At 67.2% G+C, this 24,823-nt stretch carries 26 protein-coding genes and 1 pseudogene; 12 read left to right on the top strand and 15 right to left on the bottom strand.

Features of this window, described 5'->3' with window-relative positions; genetic code table 11:
* Position 1: 1 nt before the first annotated feature.
* The 5 genes from PV781_RS04800 to PV781_RS04780 all read right to left on the bottom strand — a co-directional run bounded on the left by PV781_RS04800 (position 2) and on the right by PV781_RS04780 (position 4,667).
* Positions 2-586: a GbsR/MarR family transcriptional regulator gene (locus PV781_RS04800; protein WP_274774478.1), complete on the bottom strand. Its 585-nt coding sequence runs from the start codon at positions 584-586 to the stop codon at positions 2-4.
* 213 nt (positions 587-799) lie between these two features.
* Positions 800-1,159, bottom strand: a complete 360-nt coding sequence (locus PV781_RS04795; protein WP_274774477.1) for a low affinity iron permease family protein — start codon at positions 1,157-1,159, stop codon at positions 800-802.
* Between the two features lie 129 nt (positions 1,160-1,288).
* On the bottom strand, positions 1,289-2,524 hold the full coding sequence (locus PV781_RS04790; RefSeq protein ID WP_274774476.1) for an SAM-dependent methyltransferase: 1,236 nt from the start codon (positions 2,522-2,524) through the stop codon (positions 1,289-1,291).
* Complete coding sequence (locus PV781_RS04785) at positions 2,521-3,330, bottom strand: DUF1365 domain-containing protein (protein ID WP_274774475.1); 810 nt, start codon at positions 3,328-3,330, stop codon at positions 2,521-2,523. The genes PV781_RS04790 and PV781_RS04785 overlap by 4 nt, the downstream gene beginning before the upstream one ends.
* Positions 3,327-4,667 carry an NAD(P)/FAD-dependent oxidoreductase gene (locus PV781_RS04780; RefSeq protein WP_274774474.1) on the bottom strand — a complete coding sequence of 447 codons (1,341 nt, stop codon included), beginning with the start codon at positions 4,665-4,667 and terminating at the stop codon, positions 3,327-3,329. The genes PV781_RS04785 and PV781_RS04780 overlap by 4 nt, the downstream gene beginning before the upstream one ends.
* 190 nt (positions 4,668-4,857) lie before the next feature.
* Between PV781_RS04780 and PV781_RS04775 the strand changes: the two genes are divergently transcribed.
* The 5 genes from PV781_RS04775 (at position 4,858) to PV781_RS04755 (ending at position 8,715) form a co-directional block, all read left to right on the top strand.
* Positions 4,858-5,418, top strand: a complete 561-nt coding sequence (locus PV781_RS04775) for a sigma-70 family RNA polymerase sigma factor (protein ID WP_274774473.1) — start codon at positions 4,858-4,860, stop codon at positions 5,416-5,418.
* Positions 5,415-6,053 carry a cadmium/peroxide/UV radiation responsive anti-sigma factor ChrR gene (gene chrR, locus PV781_RS04770; protein ID WP_274774472.1) on the top strand — a complete coding sequence of 213 codons (639 nt, stop codon included), beginning with the start codon at positions 5,415-5,417 and terminating at the stop codon, positions 6,051-6,053. Before PV781_RS04775 ends, chrR begins: the two co-directional genes overlap by 4 nt.
* Positions 6,054-6,063: 10 nt before the next feature.
* Positions 6,064-6,870, top strand: a complete 807-nt coding sequence (locus PV781_RS04765) for a DUF1295 domain-containing protein (protein ID WP_274774471.1) — start codon at positions 6,064-6,066, stop codon at positions 6,868-6,870.
* Between the two features lie 79 nt (positions 6,871-6,949).
* Positions 6,950-7,345 carry a DUF2177 family protein gene (locus tag PV781_RS04760; RefSeq protein ID WP_274774470.1) on the top strand — a complete coding sequence of 132 codons (396 nt, stop codon included), beginning with the start codon at positions 6,950-6,952 and terminating at the stop codon, positions 7,343-7,345.
* 161 nt (positions 7,346-7,506) lie between these two features.
* Positions 7,507-8,715 (top strand): alpha/beta hydrolase family protein, encoded by a 1,209-nt coding sequence (locus PV781_RS04755; protein ID WP_425532356.1) that lies wholly within the window; start codon positions 7,507-7,509, stop codon positions 8,713-8,715.
* A 53-nt stretch (positions 8,716-8,768) separates the two neighbouring features.
* On the opposite strand, the gene PV781_RS04750 is transcribed toward PV781_RS04755, so the two are convergent.
* The gene (locus PV781_RS04750) at positions 8,769-9,809 is read right to left on the bottom strand and encodes an AraC family transcriptional regulator (RefSeq protein WP_274774469.1); all 1,041 of its coding nucleotides are present in this window, start codon (positions 9,807-9,809) and stop codon (positions 8,769-8,771) included.
* A 95-nt stretch (positions 9,810-9,904) separates the two neighbouring features.
* Between PV781_RS04750 and PV781_RS04745 the strand changes: the two genes are divergently transcribed.
* The 3 genes from PV781_RS04745 to PV781_RS04735 all read left to right on the top strand — a co-directional run bounded on the left by PV781_RS04745 (position 9,905) and on the right by PV781_RS04735 (position 12,158).
* Entirely contained in the window at positions 9,905-10,903 is a 999-nt protein-coding gene (locus PV781_RS04745; protein ID WP_274774468.1) for a helix-turn-helix domain-containing protein, read from the top strand.
* A 231-nt stretch (positions 10,904-11,134) separates the two neighbouring features.
* Entirely contained in the window at positions 11,135-11,521 is a 387-nt protein-coding gene (locus PV781_RS04740) for a hypothetical protein (RefSeq protein ID WP_274774467.1), read from the top strand.
* Positions 11,522-11,558: 37 nt separating this feature from the next.
* On the top strand, positions 11,559-12,158 hold the full coding sequence (locus PV781_RS04735; protein WP_274774466.1) for an OmpA family protein: 600 nt from the start codon (positions 11,559-11,561) through the stop codon (positions 12,156-12,158).
* Between the two features lie 116 nt (positions 12,159-12,274).
* On the opposite strand, the gene PV781_RS04730 is transcribed toward PV781_RS04735, so the two are convergent.
* The 6 genes from PV781_RS04730 to PV781_RS04705 form a co-directional block, all read right to left on the bottom strand.
* Positions 12,275-12,730 carry a YccF domain-containing protein gene (locus PV781_RS04730; protein WP_274774465.1) on the bottom strand — a complete coding sequence of 152 codons (456 nt, stop codon included), beginning with the start codon at positions 12,728-12,730 and terminating at the stop codon, positions 12,275-12,277.
* Between the two features lie 113 nt (positions 12,731-12,843).
* Positions 12,844-14,157: an ABC transporter substrate-binding protein gene (locus PV781_RS04725; RefSeq protein WP_274774464.1), complete on the bottom strand. Its 1,314-nt coding sequence runs from the start codon at positions 14,155-14,157 to the stop codon at positions 12,844-12,846.
* A 25-nt stretch (positions 14,158-14,182) separates the two neighbouring features.
* Entirely contained in the window at positions 14,183-14,890 is a 708-nt protein-coding gene (locus PV781_RS04720) for an ABC transporter ATP-binding protein (RefSeq protein ID WP_209104804.1), read from the bottom strand.
* Entirely contained in the window at positions 14,887-15,639 is a 753-nt protein-coding gene (locus PV781_RS04715) for an ABC transporter ATP-binding protein (RefSeq protein WP_274774463.1), read from the bottom strand. The genes PV781_RS04720 and PV781_RS04715 overlap by 4 nt, the downstream gene beginning before the upstream one ends.
* Before the next feature lie 5 nt (positions 15,640-15,644).
* Entirely contained in the window at positions 15,645-16,649 is a 1,005-nt protein-coding gene (locus PV781_RS04710) for a branched-chain amino acid ABC transporter permease (RefSeq protein WP_274774462.1), read from the bottom strand.
* Complete coding sequence (locus PV781_RS04705; protein ID WP_274774461.1) at positions 16,646-17,503, bottom strand: branched-chain amino acid ABC transporter permease; 858 nt, start codon at positions 17,501-17,503, stop codon at positions 16,646-16,648. The genes PV781_RS04710 and PV781_RS04705 overlap by 4 nt, the downstream gene beginning before the upstream one ends.
* A 379-nt stretch (positions 17,504-17,882) precedes the next feature.
* On the opposite strand from PV781_RS04705, the gene PV781_RS04700 reads away from it, so the two are divergent.
* Positions 17,883-18,944 (top strand): carbon-nitrogen hydrolase family protein, encoded by a 1,062-nt coding sequence (locus PV781_RS04700; RefSeq protein ID WP_274774460.1) that lies wholly within the window; start codon positions 17,883-17,885, stop codon positions 18,942-18,944.
* 107 nt (positions 18,945-19,051) lie between these two features.
* Here PV781_RS04700 and PV781_RS04695 read toward each other — a convergent pair whose 3' ends face one another.
* The 3 genes from PV781_RS04695 to PV781_RS04685 form a co-directional block, all read right to left on the bottom strand.
* Positions 19,052-19,708, bottom strand: a complete 657-nt coding sequence (locus PV781_RS04695; RefSeq protein ID WP_274774459.1) for a DUF3313 domain-containing protein — start codon at positions 19,706-19,708, stop codon at positions 19,052-19,054.
* Between the two features lie 414 nt (positions 19,709-20,122).
* Positions 20,123-20,731, bottom strand: coding sequence for a TetR/AcrR family transcriptional regulator (locus PV781_RS04690; RefSeq protein ID WP_274774458.1), 609 nt, complete (start codon positions 20,729-20,731; stop codon positions 20,123-20,125).
* 180 nt (positions 20,732-20,911) lie between these two features.
* Positions 20,912-21,826 (bottom strand): LysR family transcriptional regulator, encoded by a 915-nt coding sequence (locus PV781_RS04685; protein ID WP_209104799.1) that lies wholly within the window; start codon positions 21,824-21,826, stop codon positions 20,912-20,914.
* Positions 21,827-21,934: 108 nt separating this feature from the next.
* On the opposite strand from PV781_RS04685, the pseudogene PV781_RS04680 reads away from it, so the two are divergent.
* The 3 genes and pseudogenes from PV781_RS04680 to PV781_RS04670 all read left to right on the top strand — a co-directional run.
* Positions 21,935-22,237 (top strand): annotated as a pseudogene (locus PV781_RS04680) (Dabb family protein); the annotation flags it as partial.
* A 125-nt stretch (positions 22,238-22,362) separates the two neighbouring features.
* The gene (locus PV781_RS04675) at positions 22,363-23,451 is read left to right on the top strand and encodes a maleylacetate reductase (protein ID WP_274774456.1); all 1,089 of its coding nucleotides are present in this window, start codon (positions 22,363-22,365) and stop codon (positions 23,449-23,451) included.
* A 6-nt stretch (positions 23,452-23,457) separates the two neighbouring features.
* Positions 23,458-24,819: an amidohydrolase family protein gene (locus PV781_RS04670; protein WP_274774679.1), complete on the top strand. Its 1,362-nt coding sequence runs from the start codon at positions 23,458-23,460 to the stop codon at positions 24,817-24,819.
* Positions 24,820-24,823 lie beyond the last annotated feature (4 nt).

Raw genomic sequence — 24,823 nt, 5'->3', positions numbered from 1 at the left:
GTCACTCCTGCGGCTTGGCGGAGGCCGCGCGCCGGCGCGGACGGGTGAGGGAGACCACCTTGTCCTTGGCCTCCAACAGCCGTGTGACCTTGGCGCCGAGCGAGAGCAGGGCGGCAAGGCGCGCCGTTTCCAGCTTCTTCACGTCGTCATACCAGGTGGTGAGGCGCTCGATCATCTGGTGCATCTGCGCCATGCGCTCCTGGGCGAAGGTGTCGTCCGGGGTCGATGGCGTCTGCATCAGGATTTCCCGCAGGACGGAGAGGGTCGGGTCCACCTCCCTCTTCTTGCGCTCTTCTGCCAGGGTGCGCAGGATCAGCCAGATATCGTCCGGGGTGGTGAAGAAATCGCGCCGGTCATCGGGGAGATGCCGCAGCAGGACGAGGTTCCAGGCCTGGAGCTCCTTCAGGCTCATGGAGACGTTGGAACGGGAGATGCCCAGCGCGTCAACGATCTGCTCGGCGCAAAGCGGGGCAGGTGAGACATAGAGCAGGGCATAGATCTGCCCCACGGTGCGGTTGATGCCCCACCGGCTGCCCATTTCGCCGAAATGGAGCACGAAGGACTGGGTCAGCGGCGGCAGGTTCATCGGCGCGTTCCGTCATCGCGGAAATTTCAGAAATTACTGAAATCTATAGGCGCAACGGTCGCAGGCGACAAGAGCGCGCGTGCCTCTCCCCCACGGGGAAAATTCGGGCAAGGCGCGGCGGGAAAATTTGATTTGTTAATGAATGTAAGAGGGTTGCGGACAGGGGGTGGAGGGCTTGGGAAGCGCGGCCTTGTCCGTCTTTGGTATGGGTGCTCAGCGCGGAGCGCGCACCTCTCCTTGCGGCGGGGCGGGGTGGCCGTGTTCGGCATCTCGGATGCGCTCGATGGTCTCGGGCTCTTCCGCGTCGAGATCGGCGATATCGTCCCGCGCCCGCTCGTTCACCCGCAGCAATTCGTCGAGCTTGGCGTGGATGGCCTGCGTGTCGCGATGGTCGACGCGCAGGATGAACAAGGTCATCAGCAGCGTGAGGACCGTCACCGCGCCGTGCCAGTCCAGCGTCTCCGGCTCGAAGACGATCCAGGCGGCGGTATAGGCCACGACCAGGAGATTGGCCTCCGGGCGGGCGAGCCAGGTGCCGATGGCGGTGAGGATATGGCGGTGCGGCTTTTCCATGCGAGAGCGGAAACGCGGCCTTAGGCCAGCGGTTCCGCTCGCGCTTGGGAAAAGATCACGCCGAGCGTGCACGGATCGCGCAGGCACACCCTGGCTTGGTGCGTCCGGCTTGGCTCAAGCCGGACTTGCTTAAGCCGGCTTGGCGATGGTGTAGAGGCCCACATCGATGGCGCCGGCGCGGAAGCCGCCCTCGCAATAGGCGAGGTAATAGTCCCACATGCGCCGGAAGCGCTCGTCGAAGCCGAGCGGCGCCACATCCGGCCAGGCGGCATGGAAACGCTCCCGCCAGGCGGCCAGCGTCTTGGCATAGCTCAGCCCGAAGCCGTCATGGCCGATGAGCTTGAGGCCCGCCGCCTCCACTTCCCGCCGCATGATGGTGGGGGTGGGCAGCATGCCGCCGGGGAAGATGTAGCGCTGGATGAAATCCGGCTCGCGCCGATAGTCCGCGTAGCGGCTGTCCTCGATGGTGATGGCCTGGATCACCGCCCGTCCGCCCGGCTTCAGGCGCTCCCGCAGGCTGGCGAAATAGACCGGCCAATAGCGCTCGCCCACCGCCTCGATCATCTCGATGGACACGATGCGGTCGAACGTGCCGCCGCAGTCCCGATAATCCTGGAGCCGCAAATCGGCGGAAAGCCCCTGCCGCTTCAGCCGCTCCGCCGCATATTCCAGTTGCCGCTCCGAGAGCGTGAGGCCCACCATGCGGGCGCCATGGTCGCGGGCGAGGCGCTCGGCCACGGCCCCCCATCCGAAACCGATCTCCAGCACATCCTCCCCGCCTCTCAGGGCGAGGCGCTCCACGATGGCATCGAGCTTGCGGGCCTGGGCGGCCTCCAGGTCGTCGCCTTCAGCGAACAGGGCGGACGAATATTGCATGCCCCGGTCCAGCCAGAGGGCATAGAAATCGTTGCCGAGGTCATAGTGAAAGGCGATGTTGCGCCGGCTGCCACGCTTGGTGTTCGACCGCGCCCAATGGCGCAGCCGCTCCATGACGCGCGAGAGGCGCGAGCCGAACCAGGTCTGGCCGATCTGGTCGGCATTCACCGCCATCAGTTCGATCAAAGCGGGCAGGTTCGGGGTGGTCCATTCCCCTTCCATATAGCCATCCGCAAAGCCGATGGAGCCGGCGGTGGCCACCCGGCGCAAGGCCTTCCAGTCGTGCACGCGCATCAGCGCGTCCGGCCCTTCGAGCGGGGCGGTGCGTTCCACCCGCTGGCCCGATGGCAGTTCCACAACAAGGCGGCCGCGCCCCAGATTGGCGAGCGCTGCCCCAAGAAGCGGGCCGGCAAGGTCAAAGAGCGGCGCCGACTGGGCCGGCGATGAAGGCGTCTCCCAGGACAGGGGGCCGCGATCTTGAATCGTCATAGTCCCTCCCTCGTCGCGCCTTGCCCCGCACCCGGGCGGATGGTGACCGCCTCGGCCGGCGCGGGCGGGCGCCGTGTCAGGCCGTTCCCCTTCAGCCAGATGAGAAGCGCTTCCCAGTGGATGCCGAGAATGACCTTGAGCGTCATCATGGGATGAGACAGGCAGGCTTGCAAAAGGGAATAATTCGTAAAATCGTGCCGCTCTGCCGCAAGGGCGGCATGGAGAATGACGCCCGCCTTGTCGCGGCAGGTGATGTCCACCTTCACGGTCCCCTCCGGGGGGCGGACGCGGAAGTGATAGGCCATGTCCATGTCCAGGAAAGGCGAAACATAGAAGCCCTTCTCCACGCTCTGCCGCACGGTGCCGCCCTCGGCTTGTTCCGGCTCGACCGGAAGCAGATAGGAATGGCGCTGGCCGAAGGTGTTGGACACCTCATAGAGCACGGCCTTCAGCGTGCCGTCGGCATGGTGGCAGAAATAGACCGACAGGGGATTGAACACATAGCCCAGCACGCGCGGCATGGTGAGGATGCGGATGGGTCCGCCTTCCAGGTCGATGCCGGCGCGGTCGAGGTGGCCCAGCACTTCGCCCTTCAGGTCAAGGCCCGTGCCCGTGCCATGGTCCTTGTCGTGGAAGGACAGGAGGTTGAAGCGATTGCGGGAGAACAGGCGGCAGGAGGCTGCCGCCTCGTCGATGCGGTCGAGATCCAGCAGCACATGAAAGGTGCGGTAGCGCAGGCTGTGCGCCGCCGGGCGGGTGCGGGCATGGGTGACGATGCCGCGATAGAGGGCGGCGGGGGCGTTCACGCGGCCCGCTCCCGCCCTTCGATGCGCACCGGGTTCACATGGATGCGGCCATTTTCGTCCGCCACCCGCCAGGGCCGGCGCACGCCGCCCAGCGCCTCGGCGACAGCCAGGCCCGACTGCAGGCCGTCTTCATGGAAGCCGGCGCCGAAATGGGCACCACAGAACCAGGTGCGCCGGCGCCCCTGCAGCGACCAGATGGCCCGCTGCGCCTTGATGGCGGCGGCGTCGAACTGGGGATGCGCATAGAGCTCGGAATGCAGCAGCGTTCCGGCGCGCGGCGGGCGCGGCGGGTTCAGGGTGACGAAGAGCGGGCGCCCCTCAATGTGCTGGAGCTTGTTCATCCAATAGGTCACGCACAAATGGCCGTCCTGTTCCATATAGTTCCAGGCGGACCAGACCGAGCGGCGCTTGGGCATCAGCTCCTCGTCCGAATGCAGGACGGCGAGATTGGTGTCGTACTTGAAGGCGGAGAGCAGCGTATCCTCCGGCCCGTCCGCGTCCTTCAGCAAAGCGAGCGCCTCGTCGCCATGGCAGGCGAGCACCACATGGTCATAGGTTTCCGCGCCCCCGCCGGCGTCGCGCACCCGCACGAAGCCCTCGGAGCGCTCTACCGCCGTGACCGGCCGCCCGAGCCGGGCGACATTCGGCATCTGCGCCGCCATCTTCTCCACATAGGTCCGGCTGCCGCCCACCACGGTGCGCCAGATCGGCCGGTTGCGCACCTGGAGCAGCCCGTGATTGGTGCAGAAGCGCACGAAGGCGGAGGCGGGATAATCCAGCATGCGCCGGGCGGGGGTGGACCAGATGGCCGCGGCCATGGGCAGGAGATGATCGTCGCGCAGCGCCGCCCCATAGCCCTTCAGCGCCAGATAGTCGCCGAGCGAAAGCGAGGGATCGGCCAGCTTGCCGAGATCGGCGGGGGCCTCGCGATAAAAGCGCAGCAGGTCGCGCAGCATGCCCCAATGGCGCGGCGCCAGCAGGTTGCGCTTCTGCGCGAACAGGCCCGACAGCCCGTTGCCGGAATATTCCAGCTTGCCGCCCCTGAGCGATGCGCTGAACGACATGTCGGTCTCGCGCGTCTCGACGCCGAGATGCGCGAACAGGGCGGTGAGGTTGGGATAAGTGGGCGTGTTGAAGACGATGAAGCCGGTGTCCACGGGCTTGCGCGTGCCCGCCTCTTCCACCAGCACGGTGTTGGAATGACCGCCCAGGCGCTCGGCGCGCTCATAGAGTGTGACATCATGCCGTCGGGCCAGCAGCCAGGCGGCGGAGAGCCCCGAAATGCCGGACCCCACGACGGCAATGCGCAGGGGGCGGTTTCGTTCGGCTTCGATCATCGTCACACTCTCCGGTCTCGACTTGCCCATCTTTTACGCGGCGAAGTTCCGGTTGGATGACCTGGCTCTAAAAGCGGGGCGGATTATTTTCACCGGGGCGTGATCTGTGGGGTGATCCACCTGCGCCCAGCTTCCGTTTACAAAGGCGATGAATGAGAACGCGATCCACACTCCCGCCGCGGATGGCGCCGTGACCGCACCCATCGAGGCGGCGGACCCCCATGGGCGTCTTATCGTGGCCATTGCCCAGGGCCGCGACCGGGAGGCGTTCGCCCAATTGTTCCAACATTTCGCCCCGCGCCTGAAGTCCTGGCTCATGCGAGCCGGGGCCAGCGCGGCGGCGGCAGAGGATTTCGCGCAGGAGGCCATGCTCACCGTTTGGCGCAAGGCGGAATTGTATGACCCCGCGCGAGCGGGGGCATCCGCCTGGATCTTCACCATCGCCCGCAATCTGCGGATCGACAGTCTGCGGCGCGACGCCCGCGGCATTCCCGACATCGACTTATCCGACATTCCCGACCCGCCCGCGCGGCCGGACGAGGCGTTCTTTGCCTCCACCGCCGCCGGGCGCATCCGCACCGCCCTCCAGACCTTGCCGCGCGAGCAGGCCGAGGTGGTGCGCCTGTCCTTCTTCCAGGAAAAGGCCCATGCGGAAATCGCCAAGGACCTCGGTCTTCCCCTCGGCACGGTCAAATCGCGCATGCGTCTGGCCATGACCCGGCTGCGGACCCTTTTGGGGGACTTGTCATGAGCGTGCGCCACATGCCGAGCGAAGAGACGCTGCTGTCCTATGCCGCCGGAGCACTGAAGGCGCCGGAAGCGGTTGTGGTGTCCGCTCATCTGGCCTTGTGCCAGGACAGCCGCAGCTGGGTGCGCACCTTGTCCCATGTGGGCGGTCATCTGTTGGAAGAACTGCCGGAAGAGGACCTTTCCGGGGACGCGCTGGCCCGTGCGCTCGCGCGCATCGACAGCGATGGCGGGGCGGTGAAGGTGGCCCCGCCCGTCAATGACATGGCGGAACTGCCTCCCTCCCTGCGCCACCTGCCGCTCGGACGATGGCGCTGGATGGGACCGGGGGTCAGCGCGCGCAATGTGCTGGTCCCGTCCGATGGCGGCAGCCGGGCTTTCCTTCTAAAGATCGCGCCCGGCTGCAAGATGCCCCAGCACAGCCATGCGGGCAGCGAATATACCTGCGTGCTGTCCGGGTCCTATGAGGACGAAAGCGGCACGTTCGGGCCGGGTGACTTCGAGGAGGCCGACGAGGCGGTGGATCACCGCCCGGTGGTCAATTCGCAGGACCCGTGCATCTGTCTGATCGCGCTCGAAGGGCAGATCCAGCCCTCCGGCCCCTTCGGCTGGCTGATGCGACCCTTCGTGCGCCTGTGAGGGCGCGACCGTGACCGTCCTCCTGCTCCTCCTGGGCGCCGGCGTGTTTCTCGCGCTGGTGATGGCGGCCGCCTGGGGAACGCAGCGCGTCCACGGCAATGCAGGCGTCTCCGATGCCTTCTGGTCGGCGGGCGTCGCCATTGCCGGCATCGGCGTCGCGCTGGTGCCCGCTGGCACGGACGGGGAATGGACGAGCCGCCAGCTCCTGGTGGCGCTTCTGGTGGCGGCATGGGGCACTCGCCTTGCCCTCCATATCGGCGCGCGCAGCGTGGGCGGGCCGGAGGACGCGCGCTATGCCTGGTTCCGCGCCGAATGGGGCGAAGGCTTCCAGGCCCGCCTGTTCTGGTTCCTCATGATCCAGGCTGCCGCCGGCCTGCTCCTGGTGGCCTGCGTCCTGCTGGCCGCGCGCAATCCCGCACCCGGCCTTTCGCTCCAGGACGGTCTTGGCGTGCTCGTGCTGATCGCGGCCGTGATGGGCGAGGGGGCGGCCGACGAGACCCTGCGGCGCTTCAAGGCCGATCCGGAGAATAAGGGGAAGGTGTGCGACGTGGGGCTCTGGTCCTGGTCGCGCCATCCCAATTACTTCTTCGAATGGCTGGTGTGGTGCGCCTATCCCTTCTTTGCGATCAACCTGTCGGGAAACTATCCGCAGGGATGGCTGGCGCTGGCCGGGCCGGCCTTCATGGCCTGGCTGCTGATCGCGGTGTCAGGCATCCCGCCGCTGGAGGCCCACATGGCGCGCCGCTACGGACCCCGTTTCGAGGCCTATCGCGCCCGGGTGTCCGCCTTCTTCCCCCGCCCGCCGCGCGCCTCTTGAAGCTTTTGTGATCCAATCAGGGGCCGTCGGCGTTTCGGGATGAGAGGGCCGCGGGGGCGGCCGAACCCGCGGAACGCCCATGGCCCTGGCCCTGTCCTATGTCCTCACCCTCGTCCTGTTTCTGGCCGCCGATGCTGTGTGGCTGGGAAGCATGGGCGCCCGCTTCTACAAGACCATCCTGGGCGACATCCTGGCGGAGCCCTTCCGCATGGCGCCGGCCGTGGTGTTCTACCTGCTCTACGCGGCGGGCCTGTGCTGGGCCGGCACCTGGCCGGGACTGAAGGAGGGCTGGATGGCGGCCCTCACCGGTGGCGCGCTGTTCGGGCTGTTCTGCTATGGAACCTATAACCTGACAAATCTGGCCACCCTCAATCGCTGGACGCTGACCCTCACCGCCGTCGACATGGCGTGGGGCGTCGTGGCGAGCGCGGTGGCGGCGGCGCTGGCGGCGCGAATCATGGCGTATTTCGCCTGAGCGCAACCGCCTTTCCGGGAAAGGCAAGGCGCCTAATATTATTTCACCCCCCTTTGCCCGACGCGCCACACCGACAATGATCCGCCCGACCCGCCCCTTGAGGCGGTGTTACGGGTGCGGGAGCACGTGAAAGACTCGCCTGTCCCCCGGAGGAGGTCGCCTTGGTTCGTGCCTGCGCTGTCATTGTCTGCCTGCTTCTCGCCGCCGCGTGTCCGGCTTGGGCGGCAGGTCCCCTGCCGGAAGCGGGCGAGGTGGGAACCGGCGTCCGCTATGAGCGCATCGACCACTGGGATGCCGCGCGCCTCAACCGGGTGCTGACGGCGGATGCCCCCAAATTCTTCGGCGTCGCGCCGGCCTATTCTCCGGCGCGCACCGGCGTGACGCTTTATCGGATCACCTATCCCTCCGTGATCCCGGAACAGGGCAATCGTCCCACCACCGCTTCCGGCCTCCTGGCCATTCCCGATGAGGGCGGATCGCGCTTTCCCCTGTTCTCCTATCAACACGGCACCGTCTACGGGAAAGAAGAGGTGCCCTCCTTCCCCGACCAGTCCCCGGAAACCCAGCTCGCCCTCGCCCAGTTCGGGGGGCAGGGCTATGTGGTGATCGGCGCGGATTATTTCGGCATGGGCACATCGCGCGACCCGCAAGGCTATCTGGTCAAGGCCAGCCAGCAGCAGGCCCCCTTCGATATGCTGCTGGCGGCGCGGGCCGTGCTCGCCGCCATGAAGATCGAGACGCCGAAGCTGTTCCTGGGCGGCTGGTCGCAGGGCGGCTTCGTCACCATGGCCCTGCTTGAAAAGCTGGAGGCGGCGGGCGTGCCGGTCACCGCGGCCGCCACCGCCAGCGCGCCGGTGGACGGGTTCATGGTGATGAACGGCTTCCTCCAGTTTCCGCGCAGGATCGATGCGGGCTGGGTGAACTCGCTCTTCATCCTCAGCGCCTTCTCGTTCGAGGCCTATTACGGGCTCCCCGGCCTCGCCCAGTCACTGCTCACCGACGAGGCCTATGAGGCCAGCCGGGCCGCCTATGAGAACCGCCCGTTCGACCCTGCGAAGATTCCCACCGACCTGCGCAAGCTGGTGCGGGCGGACTATTTCGACACCCAGTTCTTCGCCCGCTCCGCCTATGGACGGATCCTGAAGGACACCACCGCCTATCGCTGGGTCATCCGCACGCCCGTCCGCAACTATTATGGGGAGGCGGATGAGGTCATCACGCCGGGCCTCGGCCGGCTTGCCATGACCTGGCAATCGGCCATGGGGGCGGGCAATGGCGCGGTGGAGGCCATTTCCACGGGTCCCACCACCCATCGCGGCACCTATGCCACCTCCATCACGGCCTGGAAGGCCTGGTTCGACGGGCTGTGAGGGACGCCATTCCCCACGCGCCCGCCTCTCGCGCTCCCGCCCGGAGGCGTGTCCTAGGCCGGCTGCGGGCGGTCCGTGCGGCGCGCGGCATTGCGCGCACGCCAGGCGGACGGGCTCTCCCCGCACCAGCGCAGGAAGCTGCGGGTGAAGCTGGAATGCGTGGCGTAGGACAAGGCGAGCGCGATCTCGCCGATCTGCAGCTCGGTCATCGCCAGCAATTCGCAGGCCATCACGTGGCGCACCCGATCGCGCTCGCTCTGGAAGGTGGTGCCGTCCTCCTTCAGGTGACGGTCGAGCGTGCGGGCCGACAAGGCGAGGCGGCGCGCCGCCTGGGCAAGGCTCGTTTCACCCAGGCTCAGGGAGGGGCGCAATTGATGGCGCAGGCGGTCCGCCACCGACTTGTCGTTGAGCCGCAGCTTCCGGCGCATGAGGTCCAAGGCCTGCGGACGGTTGACGGCGTCCGCATGGGGGTTGCGAAGGGCGAGGGCCTCCCGGCTCAGGAGGATGCAGGACAAAGGCTGGTTGTAACGCACCGGCGCCCGCAGCAACTGCTCGAACCGGCCCGGCTGGGGCGGCGGGGCGAAGGAGAAAAGGACCTCCAGTGGCAGGTCCTGCCGGCCGCTGAGCGTGCGCACCATGTTGACCGAGGTGGCCAGCACGATGGCGTAGATCTGCTCCGCGCCGGCCAGATGGCGGTCATAGATGCCAAAGCCGAACGCCCAGAGATCGCCCATGGGAATGAGATAGGCGCAGGCGGCGCTGGAATTGGCCCCCTGGTAGCCCACATTGTCGGCGATGGCCTGGCCGAGCGTGGGCGCGCTCGCGATGAGGTCGCCCAGCGGGCCCAGGCAGCGATGGTCGTTCATCAGGCCCAGCAGCAGCCCGAATTCCGGCAGCCCCGCCGCCTGGGCGCACCGATCCAGCAGCATCACCGCCTCCGAGAAGGGGACGCTGGCATCGCTGACCACATCTCCCACCCCGAAGGACAGGCCGGCGAAGAGCGGCGCTGGATCGAGCTTCAGCTCGCGCAAAAGGCCGGGCAGCGCGCCGCCAGGGCTCACTCTTTGAAGCGCAACCCTGTCGGTCTTTTCCATGGGGTTCTTTGGCGTGAAATGGAAAACGGACTGTGCCTAACACGCCTAAGGTCCGCCGCAAAGCTTCCCCCGATTTCGCGATCGACCTGGATGAAATGACGACTCTTCTTCCCCTTGTGCGTGCCGCCGCGATCCGCCCGTTCCTCCTCTGGCTCAAGGACCATGGCCGGTCCGTGGAAGAGTGCCTGGTGGAAAATGGCCTGTCGCCGTCCTGCTTCGCTGATCCGGGCCTGACCATTCCGCTCCTGTCCTGCATCCGACTGGTGCGCAATGTCAGCCGGCGGGAAGGGCCGGACTTTCCCTTTCGGGCGGTGCGGCATGGCGGGCTGGACGCGCTGGGCATGATCGGGCGCATCCAGGCCACGGCGCGCACCCCGCGCGAGGCCTGCCTGAAGATCGCGCGGGCCCATGTGCATCTGAGCTCGCACGAAATGCTGACCTTTGCGTCCGAGCCCCTGCAAGGCACGCTGCGGCATGTCTTCCGCGTGCCGGTGGATGATGAGAGCCTGTTCTACATGCAGCAGGCGCAGGTGGCGGCGATCCTCGGCCTGTTCGGACCGCGCGCCGGTGGGTCTGTCCTGTCGCGCGTGGAGATGGTGCCGCATCCGGAGCTGGGCTTCGCCCCCCTGGCGGGGCATCTCGACATCCCCGTGGAGGCGTCGGCCACCCGCGCGCTCATTGCGGTGATGCCTGGCCTCTCGCTGGACCGCCCCTATCCGCGCCGACCCGCGCCCTTCACCGAGGCGCCGCTGGACGTGGGAGCGAGCCTGCGGGGAGATGGCACCCTGTCGGGCTCCATTCGCGCCGCCCTGCCGCAATTGATGTCAGGGCGAGGCGAGCCGAGCCTTGCGGAGATCGCCGCGCTCGCCTTCATGAGCCCGCGCACCCTCCAGCGCCGCCTGGGCGAGGAGAAGACGCGCTTGTCCAACCTCATCGAGGAGGAGCGGGCCCGCCAGGCGCTGGGCATGCTGCGCGAGACCAGCTTGCCGATTCGCAACGTAGCGGTGGAATTGGGCTATGGCTCTCCCGCCAGCTTCACCCGCGCGGTGCGCCGTTGGACGGCGCGCACGCCCACGAGCTTGCGCAGCTCGTAAGCCATCCCCGACGAAAATTGGCTGTTTGGGGAAGTCCAGTGTCCTGACGCCTGCGCCGGATTAGACTGGCGCTCAGGGCAAAGCACCGCGTTGAGCCGCGCGGGGGGATCTGACAGAGCTTGACCATTGCCGGCGCAAGGGGGCACTCCGCCCCGCCGCCGGCCAACGTGGAGAGGGGCGAGAATCATGACGCCAAGGATGTGGTTGGCCACTTTGGCCGTGGGAGCGGCCGTGACGTGTGGAATGGGTGGGGCGGCCTCCGCCCAGACCATGAGCTATTCGGACGCGGGCGCGCTCATCGCCAAGAGCTGCGGCCCCTCCATCGAGAAATACTGCGCCAAGGACAATCTGGGTGGCGGCAAGATCGTCGACTGCCTGAAGGCCAACCAGGCCAATGTGCCCCAGCAGTGCTTCACCGACTATGCGGCGGTCATCGCCTCCATCTCCAAGCGCGTTGCGGCGCAGACGGAGGTCTTCAAGACCTGCGCGGCGACGGCGGCGGAGTTCTGCCCGGGCATCCAGCCTGGCGATGGCAACCTGCGCGACTGCCTGGTGCAGGCCAAGAAGGTGGTCAAGGGCGCCTGCCTCCAGTCGCTCCTTGATTCCGGCTGGTACTGACGGCCCGTCCCGCAACGCTCACGGAAAGTTCCGATCCATGTCGCACTTCCTTCGCGCCGCCGGGCGCACCGCCAGCGCGCTCGTGCTCGCCGTCGCCCTTGCCGCGCCGGCCGCCGCGCAGACCAACACCTCCTATGCGCAGATCGTCCAGGGCCTGAATGCCGTCACCACGGATTCGCCCACCGTCGACGCCCAGGCCCTGCGCACCTGGGCCATCGAGAGCGCCAAGCAGGGCGGCCCCACCAACAGCGTGAGCCAGTCTGACCTCGTCAAGAAGCTGTTCTCGCTGGCGCAGATCACGGTGCAGATTCAGTTCGCCCTGAACTCGGACATCATCCGTCCGGAATCTTACGCGGCCATCGGCGCCATCGCCGATGCCATGCATGATCCCATCCTGCGCGGCTATCGCTTTGCCGTGGTGGGCAACACGGATGCCACCGGCACCCGCGCCTACAATCTCAAGCTCAGCCAGGAGCGCGCCGACGCCATCGTTCAGGCGCTGGTGAACCTCTATCGGGTCAGCCCCTCGCGGCTGGAGGCCATCGGTCTCGGCCAGGAAGCGCTCCAGAACCCGGCCAAGCCGGACGATCCGATCAACCGGCGCGTCCAGATCTTCAATATCGGCCCGGTCCGCTGAGGCCGTCCCGCTGAGTTCTGCTGTGGCGGGGAGGGGCGGGTGCCTCTCCTCTCCCGCCCCGAAATGAAAAGGCCCGCGGTCTCCCCCGCGGGCCTTTTGCGTTGAACGGGGCGGCGTCAGCCCTGGCGGAGGCGGTCCAGCTGGGTCCGCGCCCCGGCGGCGCGCGCAGCGTCCGCCAGTTCCACGGTCACCACCCGCTTGCCCACCGGGGCGAGGGACAAAGCGGCGAGCTTGAGGTCCTGGAGGCCGAAGGGAATGCCGATGATGGTGATGAACATGGCCACCGCATGCACCAGATGCACGATGGCCAGCACGAGGCCCAGCGGCAGCCACAGGATGTTGGCGATCAGCCGCACGGCGGCAAGGCCCCCGCTCTCCTGGCCGGTCAGCTCCGCATGGGAGATCACCTCGCGGCCGAAGGGGGCAAGGCTCAGCAGGCCGATTTCCCAGCAGGCGCGCGTCCAGGGCAGGCCGATGATGGAGATGGCCATCAGCACGGCGGCCGCCCACCACATGAGCGCCATGGCCCAGCCGCCCAGCACGAACCACAGGATGTTGGCACCTGTCCGCATGGCCTTCGCCCCTCTGTTGCGGGCGCGACCATAGGGTCCCGCTTACCCCCGGTCCAGCCCGGGAGCCGGTCCGGCGGCAGGACGCGCCCGCCGCCCGACCGGCCAATGTGGGCTCAGGCCGGCATCTTGGAAAGGTCCACGCGGGGCGGCATGGCCTTCTGCAGTTCTTCCTTGGTAACCTTCTTCTTCACTTCGAGCTTGTTGTCGATCACCTGCGAGATGTAGCAGTCGATGATGCCGGAATGGTCTTCCTTGCGCAGCAGCTTGGCGCCCTGCGGATGGCCCAGCGAATTGGCCATCTGGAGCCCTTCCAGCGCCTCGATGACCAGGAGGTCGTCCTTCTTGGACTTCCATCCGCTCTTCTCGATAGCCTCTTTCAGCGCGAAGACGTTCTCCCAGGATTGCCAGGCATGGCTCTTGGCCATCACGCGGCTGGAGGTCTTCTCGCGGGCATCGACATCGTCGATCTCCATGATGACGTTGTGCTGCTTGTGGAATTCATCGTCCTTGTACTTCAGCATGCGGGGGAAGTTCTCCACAAGATAGACCCCTTCCGCCGCGCCCTGAAGATCGGCGGGGGCGATGGCCTCCATGGTGCCGCAGATGGAATACATGCGCATGGTCTTCTCCAGGCCCATGGTCTTGGCCTGGGTGTAGAAGGCAATGGACTGGGCGCCGAAGAAGACCGAGAAGAGAACCTCCGTGTCCTGCGGGATCTTGGCGAGGTAGGGCACCATGTCCTTGGCGTCGAGGGGGACGAAGATGGGCGGGTTCACCTTGCCGCCCAATTTCTCGATGACCGCCTTGTGCTCCTGATAGTGGCTGTGGCCCCAGGCATAATCCGGCGAGATGATGGTCCAGGTCTTGCCGAGATTCTCGAACGCCCAGGGCGCGCCGGCGGCGGCGAGGCCATAGGTGTCGGTGCCGGTGCGGAAGGAATAGCGGGTGCCCTTGGAGCCGGTGGCTTCGGTGGCTTCGCCTGCGGAGAAATAGACCGTCTTCAGCTCCGTGGCGACCGGGATGGAGGCGAGCATCACGCCCGAATGCACCGAGCCGACGATGAAGTTGGCCCCGCCGCGCTCGATCAGCGAGCGCAGCTTGCGCACGCCGGTGGCGGGGTTGGATTCGGTGTCCTCCGTCACCAGCTCCACCTTGCGCCCGGCAATGCCGCCCTGTTCGTTGACGAGCTTCACGGCAGCCTTGGCGGCCTTGTCGTGCCAGTAGCCCCAGGAGGCAAAGCCGCCCGTCAGCTCGCAATGATTGCCCAGGATGATGGGGCCGCTCGCCTGGGCGTAGAGGTCGCGGGTGAGGCCGAGATAGGCTGTGCCGGCGGCCACGCCTCCGGCCAAGGCGTGGGAGAGGAAGCTGCGGCGGGAGAGGCCGGTCTGAACGGCTGGCGCATCGGCCTTCGGCTTGATGTGGGTCATGATCCGCTCCGGAGGTTGCGACCCGTTACAGCGCCACGCCGAGATAGCGATGGACGGTGCTCGGGTCTGAGTTGAGTTGCTCGGGGGTGGCTTCGTGGACCACCTGGCCCTTTTCCATGAGGTAGATGCGGGTGGCGAGGGAAAGCGCCGTGCGCAAATTCTGCTCCACCAGCAGCACCGAGACCCCGCGCTTGGCGATGGCGGCGATCTCGCGCCGGATGTCGGCCACGAGCTTGGGCATGATGCCCTCCGTGGGCTCGTCCAGGAGGATCAGGGACGGCTTGCGCATGAGGCAGCGACCGATGGCCAGGATCTGTTGCTCGCCGCCCGAGAGCGTGCCCGCCGCCTGGCGCCGGCGCTCGGCGAGGCGGGGGAAGCGGGTGTAGATGTCGTCCACCAATTCGGGATCGGGGTCCGCCTTCAGGCCCAGAAAGAGGTTCTCCTCCACGCTGAGGAGCGGGAAGATGCCCCGGCCCTGCGGCACATAGCCGATGCCCAGCCCCGACACCTTGTGGGGCGCGATGCGGGTGAGGTCGGTGCCGGAAAAGGCCACAGCGCCGCCCTTGCGGGGCAGGAGCCCGAGAATGGCCCGCAGCGTGGAGGTCTTGCCCACCCCGTTACGGCCGAGCAGGGCCACCGTCTCGCCGGCGCGCACCTCCAGGTCCACCCCGCGCAGGACGGGCACGCGGCCGATATTGGCGGCCAAGCCCGCGACTTGAAGAACCGGGCTCATTCCACGTCCTCCGGCATGCCCAGATAGGCTTCCTGCACCTCGATGCTGGCGGCGATCTCCTTCGGCGTGCCGCGCGCCAGCACGCCGCCGGCCGCCATCACGGTGATGAGGTCGGCGATGGCGAACACCACCTCCATGTCGTGCTCGATGAGGATGATCTGGGTGGTCTTGGACAAGGCGACGATGCGCGCCACCGTGCGTTCCGTCTCCGCCGGGCTCATGCCGCAGATGGGCTCGTCCAGCAGCAGGAGCTTGGGCCGGTTCGCCAGCGCCAGCGCGATCTCCAGCAGCGCCACGTCGCCATAGGCGAGCGTGCCGGCCTGCCGGCGGGCATGGGGGGCGAGGCCGGTCTCTTCCAGCACCTCCTCAACGCGCCGCGTCACGCCGGCATAGCCGAGCGCCGGACGCACGGGGCTTGCGATCTTCTCGTGGGCCATCACCGCCACCCGCACATTGTCGGCGACGGAAAGCCCCGAAAACACGCTCTTGATCTGCAGCGTGCGCGACAGGCCCTTAGCGACGATGCGGTGGGGCTTGAAGCCGGCAATGTCGTCGCCGTCGAAGATGACCTGCCCCCGGTCGGGCGGGATCATGCCGGTGATGAGGTTGAACAGGGTGGTCTTGCCTGCCCCGTTCGGCCCGATCACCGCATTGAGCCGGCCGTTGGGGAAGTCGATGTCCACGCTGTTGACGGCGGTCAGCCCGCCAAAGCGCTTGGTGAGGCCGCGGATGGAGAGGATGTTTTCCATTGCGCTCACTCCCCGTCGGTCGCGGTGGCGGCGCGGCCGCGCAGGCGGGCGATCAGCCCGTTGAGCGAGCCCACCAGCCCCTTGGGCGCGAAGATGACCACCAGGATGGTGATGGCGCCCACCGCCATCAGGTAGTTTTCCCAGAAGCCGGAAACCACCTCGCGGAAGAGGATGAGCAATGCCGTGCCCACCAAAGGCCCGAGCAAGGTGCCGGCCCCGCCCACGATGGACCACACCACCGCCTCGCCGGAGACGTGGTAGAACATGAAGGAGGCCGAGGCATAGCGCCCGAACAGGGCGAACAGCGCTCCGCCGACACCTGCCAGGAACCCTGCCAGCACAAAGGCGAGCCAGCGTGTGGCATAGACATTGATGCCGATCAGCGAGGCGCGCTTCTCATTCTCGCGCACGGCGGCAAAGCGCAGGCCCAGCGGGCTTCCCACCACCAGCGCCATCAGTGCGTAGCAGGCCGCGCAGATGATGAGGATGAAATAATACTGGGTGGCACGGTCGGTGAGCGTCAGGCCCAGCGAACTGAAGATGGCCGGTGCGCTGAAGGATAGGCCGTCATCGCCACCGGTGATGGTCTTCGCGGACATGGCGAGGAAATAGAAGATGAGCGAGAAGACCACGGTGATGATTGCGAAGTAGTGCCAGGTGAGGCGCACCGCGAACGCACCCGCCACGGCCGCCATGGCGGTTGCGGCGAACACCCCCAGGAGCAGCGCCGGCCACAATCCGAGGCCAAAGGTGGAGATGCCGATGGCCACCCCATACATGCCGAAGCCGAAATAGAGCGCCTGCCCGAAGGACAGCAATCCCACATAGCCGAACAAGAGGTTCACGCTGGCTGCCAGAAGCGACCAGATGAGGATCTCCGCGACCACATTCACCCAGAAGCCCAGCCCCAGCAGCGGCAGCACCTGCGGCACGGCGGCGAGCAGTGCGAGAAGGACGAGCGCGCCAATACCCGCAAGGAGCGGCAGGCGCGGGGAGGTGAGGGCGCTCATCGCGTGGCTCCCGCAAACAGGCCGTGCGGGCGCACGAGCAGGACAAGGCTCATCACCGCAAGGGATGCGATGCGGGCGATGGTGGGGTCGGTGATCGAGGTGACGAGGCCCTCCATCATGGCCAGCAGCACGGCGGCGGCGACCGTTCCCTTGAGATTGCCCAGGCCGCCAATGACCACGGCCATGAAGCAGACGGGCAGGATGTCGACGCCGGTGCGGAATTCCACCGTGGTGATGGGCGCTGCGATGGCTCCGCCCAGAAGCGCCAGCGCGGTGCCGAGCGCGAAGGTGAAGGCGCACACCAGGGTGACCGGGATGCCCAAGGCGGTCGCTGTCTCCCGGTCGTGCCGCACGGCGCGGATCCAGGTGCCGAGCCGCGTGCGGGACAAGAACAGGAAGAAGACCACGATGGCCGCCGCCGCGAACACGGCCGCGAACAGGCGGTAAATGTCATAGTCGATGCCGAACAGATGCACCGTGCCGGGAATGGGCGGCGGCATGCGGCGGGCCTGCGCGCCGAAGGTGGCGCGCACGGCTTCCTGCAGGATCATGGACAGGCCGAACGTGGTCACGATGGTCAGCGAGGCCGACGAGATGGCCGGCCGGATCACCAGGCGCTCGATCACGAGGCCGAGGATGAAGCCGGCGATGGGCACCACGATGAGGGCGATCCAGAAGCCCGTGGTTCCCGCTACCACCAGTCCGAGCACGGTGCCGACCATGAAAAAGTCGCCGTGCGCCACATTGATGATGTCCAGCAACCCAAAGATGATCGAGAGGCCCAATGCGATCAGGGCGACGATCAGTCCCCAGACCAGGCCATTGATTGTCAGGGCGATGATGAGGTCCGGCATTGCTCTCTGGTCGGTTTGATTTTGTCTGATGCTGTTCGCAGCGACGCCCCAGCGATACCATGAAAAGATGCAATGCCCTTTGCGCAAAAGATCTGCCCGAACGGGCGGCGCTTGCTTAAGGATGGGGCAGAGGAATGACTGCTTCTGAGGCGTTCCGGCTCTGCGGCGCGGGGCGCCGGCATGGATCGGCCAAGGCGGCACGCCGGCTTGTGCGGACAAGGTCGAGCTGCGGTGGTTCAGGCTGGCTCAGGGCAAGGGGCTGTGCGGAAATTCCCCGTTCCCGGCCTCACGCGGTGCGCCCACAAATGGCGTCCGAAACCGCCACGTGCGGCGCGCCATCCGTGAGGGCTGGCGCCCCGCCTTCCCGACAGGGGACTTCATGACCACCCGCTATCCGCGCTTCAAGGCCGCCGCCTGCCACACCTCTTCCGTCTTCCTCGACGCCCAGAAGTCGGCCGAGAAGGCCTGCGACCTCATCGCCGAGGCGGCGCGCGGCGGGGCGGAGCTGGTGGTGTTCCCGGAATCCTACCTGCCGGGCTTTCCCATCTGGGCGGCGCTGCAGGCGCCCATCTATAATCATGACTTCTTCCGGGCATTGGCCGCCCAGGCGCAGAAGCTCACCGATGGCGCCATCCGCACGGTGCGCACCGCCGCCCGGCGGCACGGCGTCTTCGTCTCGCTCGGCTTCACCGAGGGGACGGAGGCCTCCATCGGCTGCATGTGGAACTCGAACATTCTCATTGGGCCGGACGGGGCCATCCTCAACCACCATCGCAAGCTGGTGCCGACCTTCTATGAGAAGCTGGTCTGGGCCAATGGCGATGCGCGCGGCCTGCGGGTGACGCCCACCTCCATCGGGCGCCTGGGCATGCTCATCTGCGGCGAGAACACCAATCCGCTCGCCCGCTACAGCCTGATGGCCGAAGGCGAGCAGGTGCACATCTCCTCCTACCCGCCCATCTGGCCCACCCGCCCGCCGACGGAAGACGGCGCCTATGATCTGCGCCGCGCCATCGAGATCCGCGCCGGCGCCCACGCCTTCGAGGCCAAGGTCTTCAACATCGTCGCCTCGGGCGTGGTGGATGCGGCCATGCGCGAGGCGCTGGGTTCCGTCAATCGGGCGAGCCTGGAAATCATCGATGCTTCCCCGCGCGGCGTGTCCATGGTGCTCGATCCCGCCGCCGAGGTGATCGGCGACGTGCTGAGCGAGCACGAGGGCATCCTTTATGCCGACATCGACACCCAGCGCTGCGTGGAGCCCAAGCAGTTCCACGACGTTGTCGGCTATTACAACCGCTTCGACATCTTCCACCTGGACATCGACCGCGGCGCCCAGGAACCCGCCCATTTCCGCCCCGACCGCGCCCCCGCCTTTGCACCAGACCTCGCCCTCGACCTCGCCGAGGACCGGCTGGATACGGTGGAGGAGCGGGTGGGGTGAGGACCTGAGGGGTTAGGCGAGCTGCGGACGGCCAGGCGGGGCCGCCCGCAGCTCCTCTCCACCGGCGCCGGGGGCATTTGGCGCACGGGGAAACGTGAAGCGGCTCCCTATTTCAGCTGGGCCACCAGCGCATTGGCTCCGCGATCAATGCCCGCCTTGGCGGCGGTCAAGGCGCCGATGCCCGCGGGCAGGTCGAAGGGAGGCGGATAGTCCTTGGCGACAAAGGCGGAGAGCAGCTTGGTGCTGCGGGCATCATAGATCTCCACCGCGTAGCGCACCGCTCCGGTGAAGGCGCCTTCTCCGTCGCGCGCCGCCTGCACGCCATTATAGACAAGGCCCGCCACGTCGATGCGGGACAAGGTGGCGAGGGCGGGCGTGTTCTGCGTCGCGCCGGTGAGGGTCAGCTTGATCCGCAGCGTTCCGGGACCGGGAATGCGCACAATGTTGAAGCGCTTGGCAAGGCTCGCCGTGAAGGTCTCCTGCATATAGCGGGCAAGTTCTTCCTTCTGCTCCGGTGTGAGATCTCCAAATTGCTGTTCCTGCCCCGCATAAACCGTCACCGGATCGACGATGACACTGTGATAGCTCTGCCAGTTCACCTGTGTGCTATAGCGGAACGGCATGCGCCCGGTGGTGTCCGCGCTGTTGGGGGCCAAATACGACGACGAGGCGAGCCCCTGATAGGCGACAGGCGCTTCGCTCGCGCATCCGGCCAAAAGGCTGGCTAGGGCAAGCAGGGGCAAGCTGAGAGATCGGCTTCGCATGGGCTGAAGCGCCTTCCTGGATATTTTCGGAATAACGTCCGCGTGCCATCGAGCTGCGGTCGAGGGGACATTAGCTCAGCTTGATGGAAAAACAAACCGTCTGGACGGTTTTACTGGGGATTTTTTCGGCCGGACTGGAGCGTGCCCAAGACGGGTTGAAAGCAAGGGCCATGGGGCGAAGGTTCCGGCCGGGCGCGGCGTCGCGCGCGCCTCTGCCTTCTGACCATCGAACATCGCGAGCCCAAGCCTCGCCGGCTGGCCGTCCTGCGGGGGTGTCAGGAGAAGGCGCGGGCAATGTGCTCCCGTCATTTTGCGGAGGGTGAAGCGGGTGATCGCTTGCAGGCGTCCGCTGGGGAAGTCCGTGCAGGATCTCCATATGGTCCGGGCGACGGCTCTGCGCTCGAGGCCGGCGCCTCAGGCGCCGATCTTGCGCGTCCGGCGGGGCTTGGCCAGGGCGCCCAGCCCTTGTTCGGGCCGGCGCAGGCCATCGAGCAGGCGCTGGAACAGGCTCTGCCGCTCTGCCGGATCGAGCGGGCACAGGCCCAGCAGCACCGAGAAGGCGAGCCCGCGCGCCGCGAACCAGTGCTGGACCGCAAGGTCGGGCGCGGCGGCTTCGGCCCGGATCGCGGCGATGGTTTCGGCATCGCCGTCGCGGATGGTTGACAGGAACGAGGGGTCCTGAGAGGCCGCCGCCAGCACCGCGAAAGCGAGGGAATTGGGTTCCTTGAGAACCTCCCTCAAGGTGGCGATCTGCGCCGCGAGGCGCGGTTGGGCGTACTCGGCGCCGTGCGCTTCCATAAAGTTCTGGGAGAAGGCGGCGAAGAACCCCGCTTGGTGGTCCAGCAGCGCCGCAAGCACCGCGCGCTTGTTGGGGAACTGGTGCAGCAGCCCCCCTTTGCTGATGCCGCTTTCCTTGGAGATGGCGTCGAGGGTGAGATGACCGGCGCCGTCACGGGCAATGATCGTGAGCGCGGCCTTGATGACGGCGGCGCGGGTGCGCTCGGATCGGGCGTTGTTATCCATGAATACCTTGTCCTAGAGCATGCGCCGATCAGCCTGCGGTGCAGGCTGAACTGATCACTCATTCTCTCTCAATGAGTACTGCCGGATCGGCTTCCCTTTTGAGGGAATAACTGTCCGCAGGGATAGTGCGCAAGCCGTCTGGACGGTTTTATGTGCGAGCAGGTTCTGCCGTTAGGTCATTCACCTCGACCAGATCTCCGCCTGCGAGGCCCGGCGCACATAGCCCACCAGGAAGTCGGCGAAGACGCGGATCTTGGCGGGGAGGCGGGCGCGGTTCTGGTAGGCGATGTTCATGGTGAGCATGGGCAATTGCCAGTCCTGCATCACCGGCACGAGGCGGCCAGCCTCGATGTCCCCCTGCACGATGTAGAGGGGCTGGATGAGGATGCCGAGGCCGGCCAGCGCCGCCTCGCGGATCACCTGGCCGTCATTGCAGTCGAGCGCGCCGGAGATGCGCACCGTGCGCTCCAGGTCGCCCTTGGTGAGGCGGAGCGAGAAGGGGTCGGCGGCGAGGTTGTAGACCAGCATGTCGTGGCGCGTCAGGTCCGCCGGCTCGCGCGGGCGGCCCCGTTCCGCCAGATAGCCGGGGGACGCCGCCAGCACCCGGCGCATGCGGCCGAGCCGGCGCACCACGATATTGGTGTCCGGCTCGTGCAGGCGCGTGCGCACGGCCACGTCGATGCCCGCCTCGATGAAGTCCAGATAGCGGTTCGCCACCGCCACATGCACGTTGAGCTTGGGATAGAGCCGGCGAAATTCCGGCAGCATGGGCGCGATATAGATGGTGGCGAAGGACAGCGAGCTCGTCACCCGCAACAGCCCCTGGGGCGAGAGGGTGTGAGCGTTCACCGCCTCCTCGGCCTCGTTCAGTTCGGCGAGCAATGTGCCGCTGCGCTGGAAGAAATCCTGCCCCGCCTCGGTCAGCCAGAGGCGGCGGGTGTTGCGTTCCACAAGACGGGCCGAGAGGCGCTCCTCCAGCGCGGAGAGATGGCGGCTGGCCGCCGCCGTGGACATGCCGAGCGCCTCCGCCGCCCGCGTCAGCGAGCCGAGTTCGGCGGTCTTCACGAACACCTCGATCTGGGTCAGGCGATCCATTCTTGCGGCCCGCGTAAAAGAGCGTTCCGAAAATTCTGATTTATTTCCGTTCGGCGCAAGGCAAAACTCCCATTCAACGAAAGACCAATAGGGTCGAGGAAACGCCAAATGACCGGACCGATCCGCCACATCGTGATGTGGCGCGTGGGCGGTGACACGCCCGAAGAACGCGCCATGGCCCGGCTGAAGGTGAAGACAGCCTTCGAGGGGCTGCGCGGCCGCATCGACGGCATGACGCACATCGAGGTGGGCCTCGACGTCTCCGACGTGGACTATGCCTGCGACGTGGTGCTCGTGACCGAGTTCCGCGATGCCGCGGCGCTGGAGGCCTATGCCTCCGATCCCGAGCACCTGCGGGTGCGCCGCGAGCTGGGCAATATCCGCATCGCCCGGTTCCAGGTGGATTATCCCGCCCCCGCCGCCGATGGCGTCCCCGCCAACGGGCATGCCGCCAACGGCCATGCGGCCCATGAAGGCATTCTCGCCGGCCAATAGGCCTGCCTTTCCCGCTTCGATCCCCCACCGGGACCAGATCCATGATCGAAACCTTCACCTATGAAGCCCTGCCCATCCGGGTCCGGTTCGGTCGGGGCGCCATCGCCGAGGCGGGCGCGGAAGTGGGCAAGCTCGGCGCGACGCGCGCCCTGGTGCTCACCACCCCCCAGCAGGCGGCCGAGGGCGAGAAGCTGGGCGCGGAGCTCGGCGCGGCCTTTGCCGGCCTGTTTGCCGGCGCCACCATGCACACGCCGGTGGCCGTCACTGAGGCGGCGCTGGAGGCGCTGAAGGCGAGCGGGGCGGATTGCGTGGTGGCTCTGGGCGGGGGCTCCACCACCGGGCTCGGCAAGGCCTTGGCGCTGCGCACCGGCATTTCGCAGGTGGTCATTCCCACCACCTATGCGGGCTCGGAAATGACCCCCATCCTGGGCGAGACCCGGGATGGGCAGAAGACCACCATCCGCTCGCTGGATGTGCTGCCCGAGACCGTCATCTATGACGTGGATCTCACGCTCTCTTTGCCGCCCGGCCTCACCGCCACCTCGGGCGTCAATGCCATCGCCCATGCGGTGGAGGCGCTTTATGCGCGGGACCGCAACCCGGTCATCTCGCTGATGGCCGAGGACGGCATCCGCACCCTCTCGGGGGCGCTGCCCATCCTCATCCACGAGCCGGCCAATGTGGAAGCCCGCACCCAGGCGCTCTATGGCGCGTGGCTGTGCGGCTGCTGCCTCGGCGCGGTGGGGATGGCACTCCATCACAAGCTCTGCCACACGCTGGGCGGCACGTTCGACCTGCCCCACGCGGAAACCCACACCATCGTGCTGCCGCATGCGGTGGCCTATAACGCCCCCGCCGCGCCCGAGGCCATGGCGGCCATCACCCGCGCATTGGGCGCGCCCGATGCGGCGCAGGGTCTGTTCGATCTGGTGCGGGCGCTGGGCGTGCCGCGCGCGCTGTCGCAGATCGGCATGCCCGAGGAAGGCATCGAGCGGGCGGCGGACATCGCCGTCCAGAACCCCTATTGGAATCCGCGCCCGGTCACCCGCGACGGCATCCGCGACCTGATCGCCAACGCCTATGCGGGCGAGCGCCCTGGCGCTGCCCGCTCCGCAGAGGAGGCGGCCTGAGCCATGGTGCGTCCCATCCTCATTTCCGGCGCCACCATCCTGTCCATGGACGATCAGGTGGGCGACCTTGCCAAAGGCGATATCCTGGTGGAGGGCGAGCGCATCGTCGCCGTCGCGCCGCACATCGCGGCGGATGAGGCGGAGGTGGTGGACGCGGCGGGCCGCATCTGCGTGCCGGGCTTCGTCAATGCCCATATGCACACCTGGCAGACGGGCCTGCGAAGCCTTGCCGCCGATTGGACGCTCCTGGAATATTTCCGCTGGGTGCATGCCGGGCTCGCCACCCGCTTCCGGCCCGACGATATCGGCATCGCCACCCTCATGGGCGCCTATGGCCAGATCGATGCCGGCACCACGACGCTGGTGGATTGGTGCCACAACAATCCCACCCCCGCCCATACGGACGCAGCGGTGGAAGCGCTGGCCGAAAGCGGCATCCGTGCCGCCTTCTTCCACGGCTCGCCCAAGCCCGACCCGAAGCCCGGCGAACCCCATTTCTCCGAAGTGCCCCATCCCCGCACGGAGATCGAGCGGCTGCGGCGGGAGACCTTCACCGGCGATGACGGCCTGATGACCCTGGGCCTCGCCATTCTCGGGCCCCATTACTCCACCCTGGAGGTGGCGCGCGCCGATTTCAGGCTGGCGCGCGAGTTCGGCCTCGTCGCCTCCATGCACCAGGGTGGCGGGCCTGCCAAGACGCCGGGCGGCTGGGAGCAGCTCATCGCCGACGGGCTGGTGGGGCCGGGCATCAATGTGGTGCACGGCAATGATTTGTCGGACGCCCTGTTCTCCACCTTGGTGGATCTCGGCGTGTCCTTCTCGGCCACGCCCGAGAATGAGATGACGCAGGGCCACGGCTTCCCCGTCACCGGCCGCCTGCTGGCGCGGGGCGCGGCGCCCTCGCTGGGAGTGGACCTGGAATCGGTTCTCGCCGGCGACATGATGGGGGTCGGGCGCATCGCGCTCGGCATGCAGCGCTCCCTCGACAACGCGAAAAGCCGCCAGGAGACGGGCGCCATCCCGTCCACCTCCACCATCCGCGTGCGGCAGGCGCTGTCCTGGATCACCATCGAGGGTGCGCGCATGCTGGGGCTCGACCATCGCATCGGCTCGCTGACCCCCGGCAAGCAGGCAGACATCACGCTCATCGATGCCCGCGCCTTCCATCTCCAGCCGGTGCACGACCCGGTGGCCACCGTGGTGATGCAGGCGGGGCGCGGTGATGTGGAGGCGGTGATGATCGCCGGCCGCTTCCGCAAGCGCGACCGGGTGCTGGATGCCCCCGGCCTTTCCGAAAGGCTCGCGCGCCTGACCGCCTCGGGGGCGCGCATCGTGGATGAACTCGGCCTCTCGCGGTCGGCAGCTTAGGGAT

The organism is Aquabacter sediminis, from assembly GCF_028863665.1.
In the GTDB taxonomy this organism is placed as follows: domain Bacteria; phylum Pseudomonadota; class Alphaproteobacteria; order Rhizobiales; family Xanthobacteraceae; genus L1I39.
The sequence above is the reverse complement of the archived record's forward strand: the minus strand, read 5'-3'. Positions and strand labels throughout refer to the sequence as shown.

Coding starts and splice junctions, on each gene's coding strand:
- PV781_RS04800 (WP_274774478.1), bottom strand. CDS start 586: ATGAACCTGCCGCCGCTGACCCAGTCCTTCGTGCTCCATTTCGGCGAA.
- PV781_RS04795 (WP_274774477.1), bottom strand. CDS start 1,159: ATGGAAAAGCCGCACCGCCATATCCTCACCGCCATCGGCACCTGGCTC.
- PV781_RS04790 (WP_274774476.1), bottom strand. CDS start 2,524: ATGACGATTCAAGATCGCGGCCCCCTGTCCTGGGAGACGCCTTCATCG.
- PV781_RS04780 (WP_274774474.1), bottom strand. CDS start 4,667: ATGATCGAAGCCGAACGAAACCGCCCCCTGCGCATTGCCGTCGTGGGG.
- chrR (WP_274774472.1), top strand. CDS start 5,415: ATGAGCGTGCGCCACATGCCGAGCGAAGAGACGCTGCTGTCCTATGCC.
- PV781_RS04760 (WP_274774470.1), top strand. CDS start 6,950: ATGGCCCTGGCCCTGTCCTATGTCCTCACCCTCGTCCTGTTTCTGGCC.
- PV781_RS04750 (WP_274774469.1), bottom strand. CDS start 9,809: ATGGAAAAGACCGACAGGGTTGCGCTTCAAAGAGTGAGCCCTGGCGGC.
- PV781_RS04745 (WP_274774468.1), top strand. CDS start 9,905: ATGACGACTCTTCTTCCCCTTGTGCGTGCCGCCGCGATCCGCCCGTTC.
- PV781_RS04735 (WP_274774466.1), top strand. CDS start 11,559: ATGTCGCACTTCCTTCGCGCCGCCGGGCGCACCGCCAGCGCGCTCGTG.
- PV781_RS04730 (WP_274774465.1), bottom strand. CDS start 12,730: ATGCGGACAGGTGCCAACATCCTGTGGTTCGTGCTGGGCGGCTGGGCC.
- PV781_RS04725 (WP_274774464.1), bottom strand. CDS start 14,157: ATGACCCACATCAAGCCGAAGGCCGATGCGCCAGCCGTTCAGACCGGC.
- PV781_RS04720 (WP_209104804.1), bottom strand. CDS start 14,890: ATGAGCCCGGTTCTTCAAGTCGCGGGCTTGGCCGCCAATATCGGCCGC.
- PV781_RS04715 (WP_274774463.1), bottom strand. CDS start 15,639: ATGGAAAACATCCTCTCCATCCGCGGCCTCACCAAGCGCTTTGGCGGG.
- PV781_RS04710 (WP_274774462.1), bottom strand. CDS start 16,649: ATGAGCGCCCTCACCTCCCCGCGCCTGCCGCTCCTTGCGGGTATTGGC.
- PV781_RS04705 (WP_274774461.1), bottom strand. CDS start 17,503: ATGCCGGACCTCATCATCGCCCTGACAATCAATGGCCTGGTCTGGGGA.
- PV781_RS04700 (WP_274774460.1), top strand. CDS start 17,883: ATGACCACCCGCTATCCGCGCTTCAAGGCCGCCGCCTGCCACACCTCT.
- PV781_RS04695 (WP_274774459.1), bottom strand. CDS start 19,708: ATGCGAAGCCGATCTCTCAGCTTGCCCCTGCTTGCCCTAGCCAGCCTT.
- PV781_RS04690 (WP_274774458.1), bottom strand. CDS start 20,731: ATGGATAACAACGCCCGATCCGAGCGCACCCGCGCCGCCGTCATCAAG.
- PV781_RS04685 (WP_209104799.1), bottom strand. CDS start 21,826: ATGGATCGCCTGACCCAGATCGAGGTGTTCGTGAAGACCGCCGAACTC.
- PV781_RS04675 (WP_274774456.1), top strand. CDS start 22,363: ATGATCGAAACCTTCACCTATGAAGCCCTGCCCATCCGGGTCCGGTTC.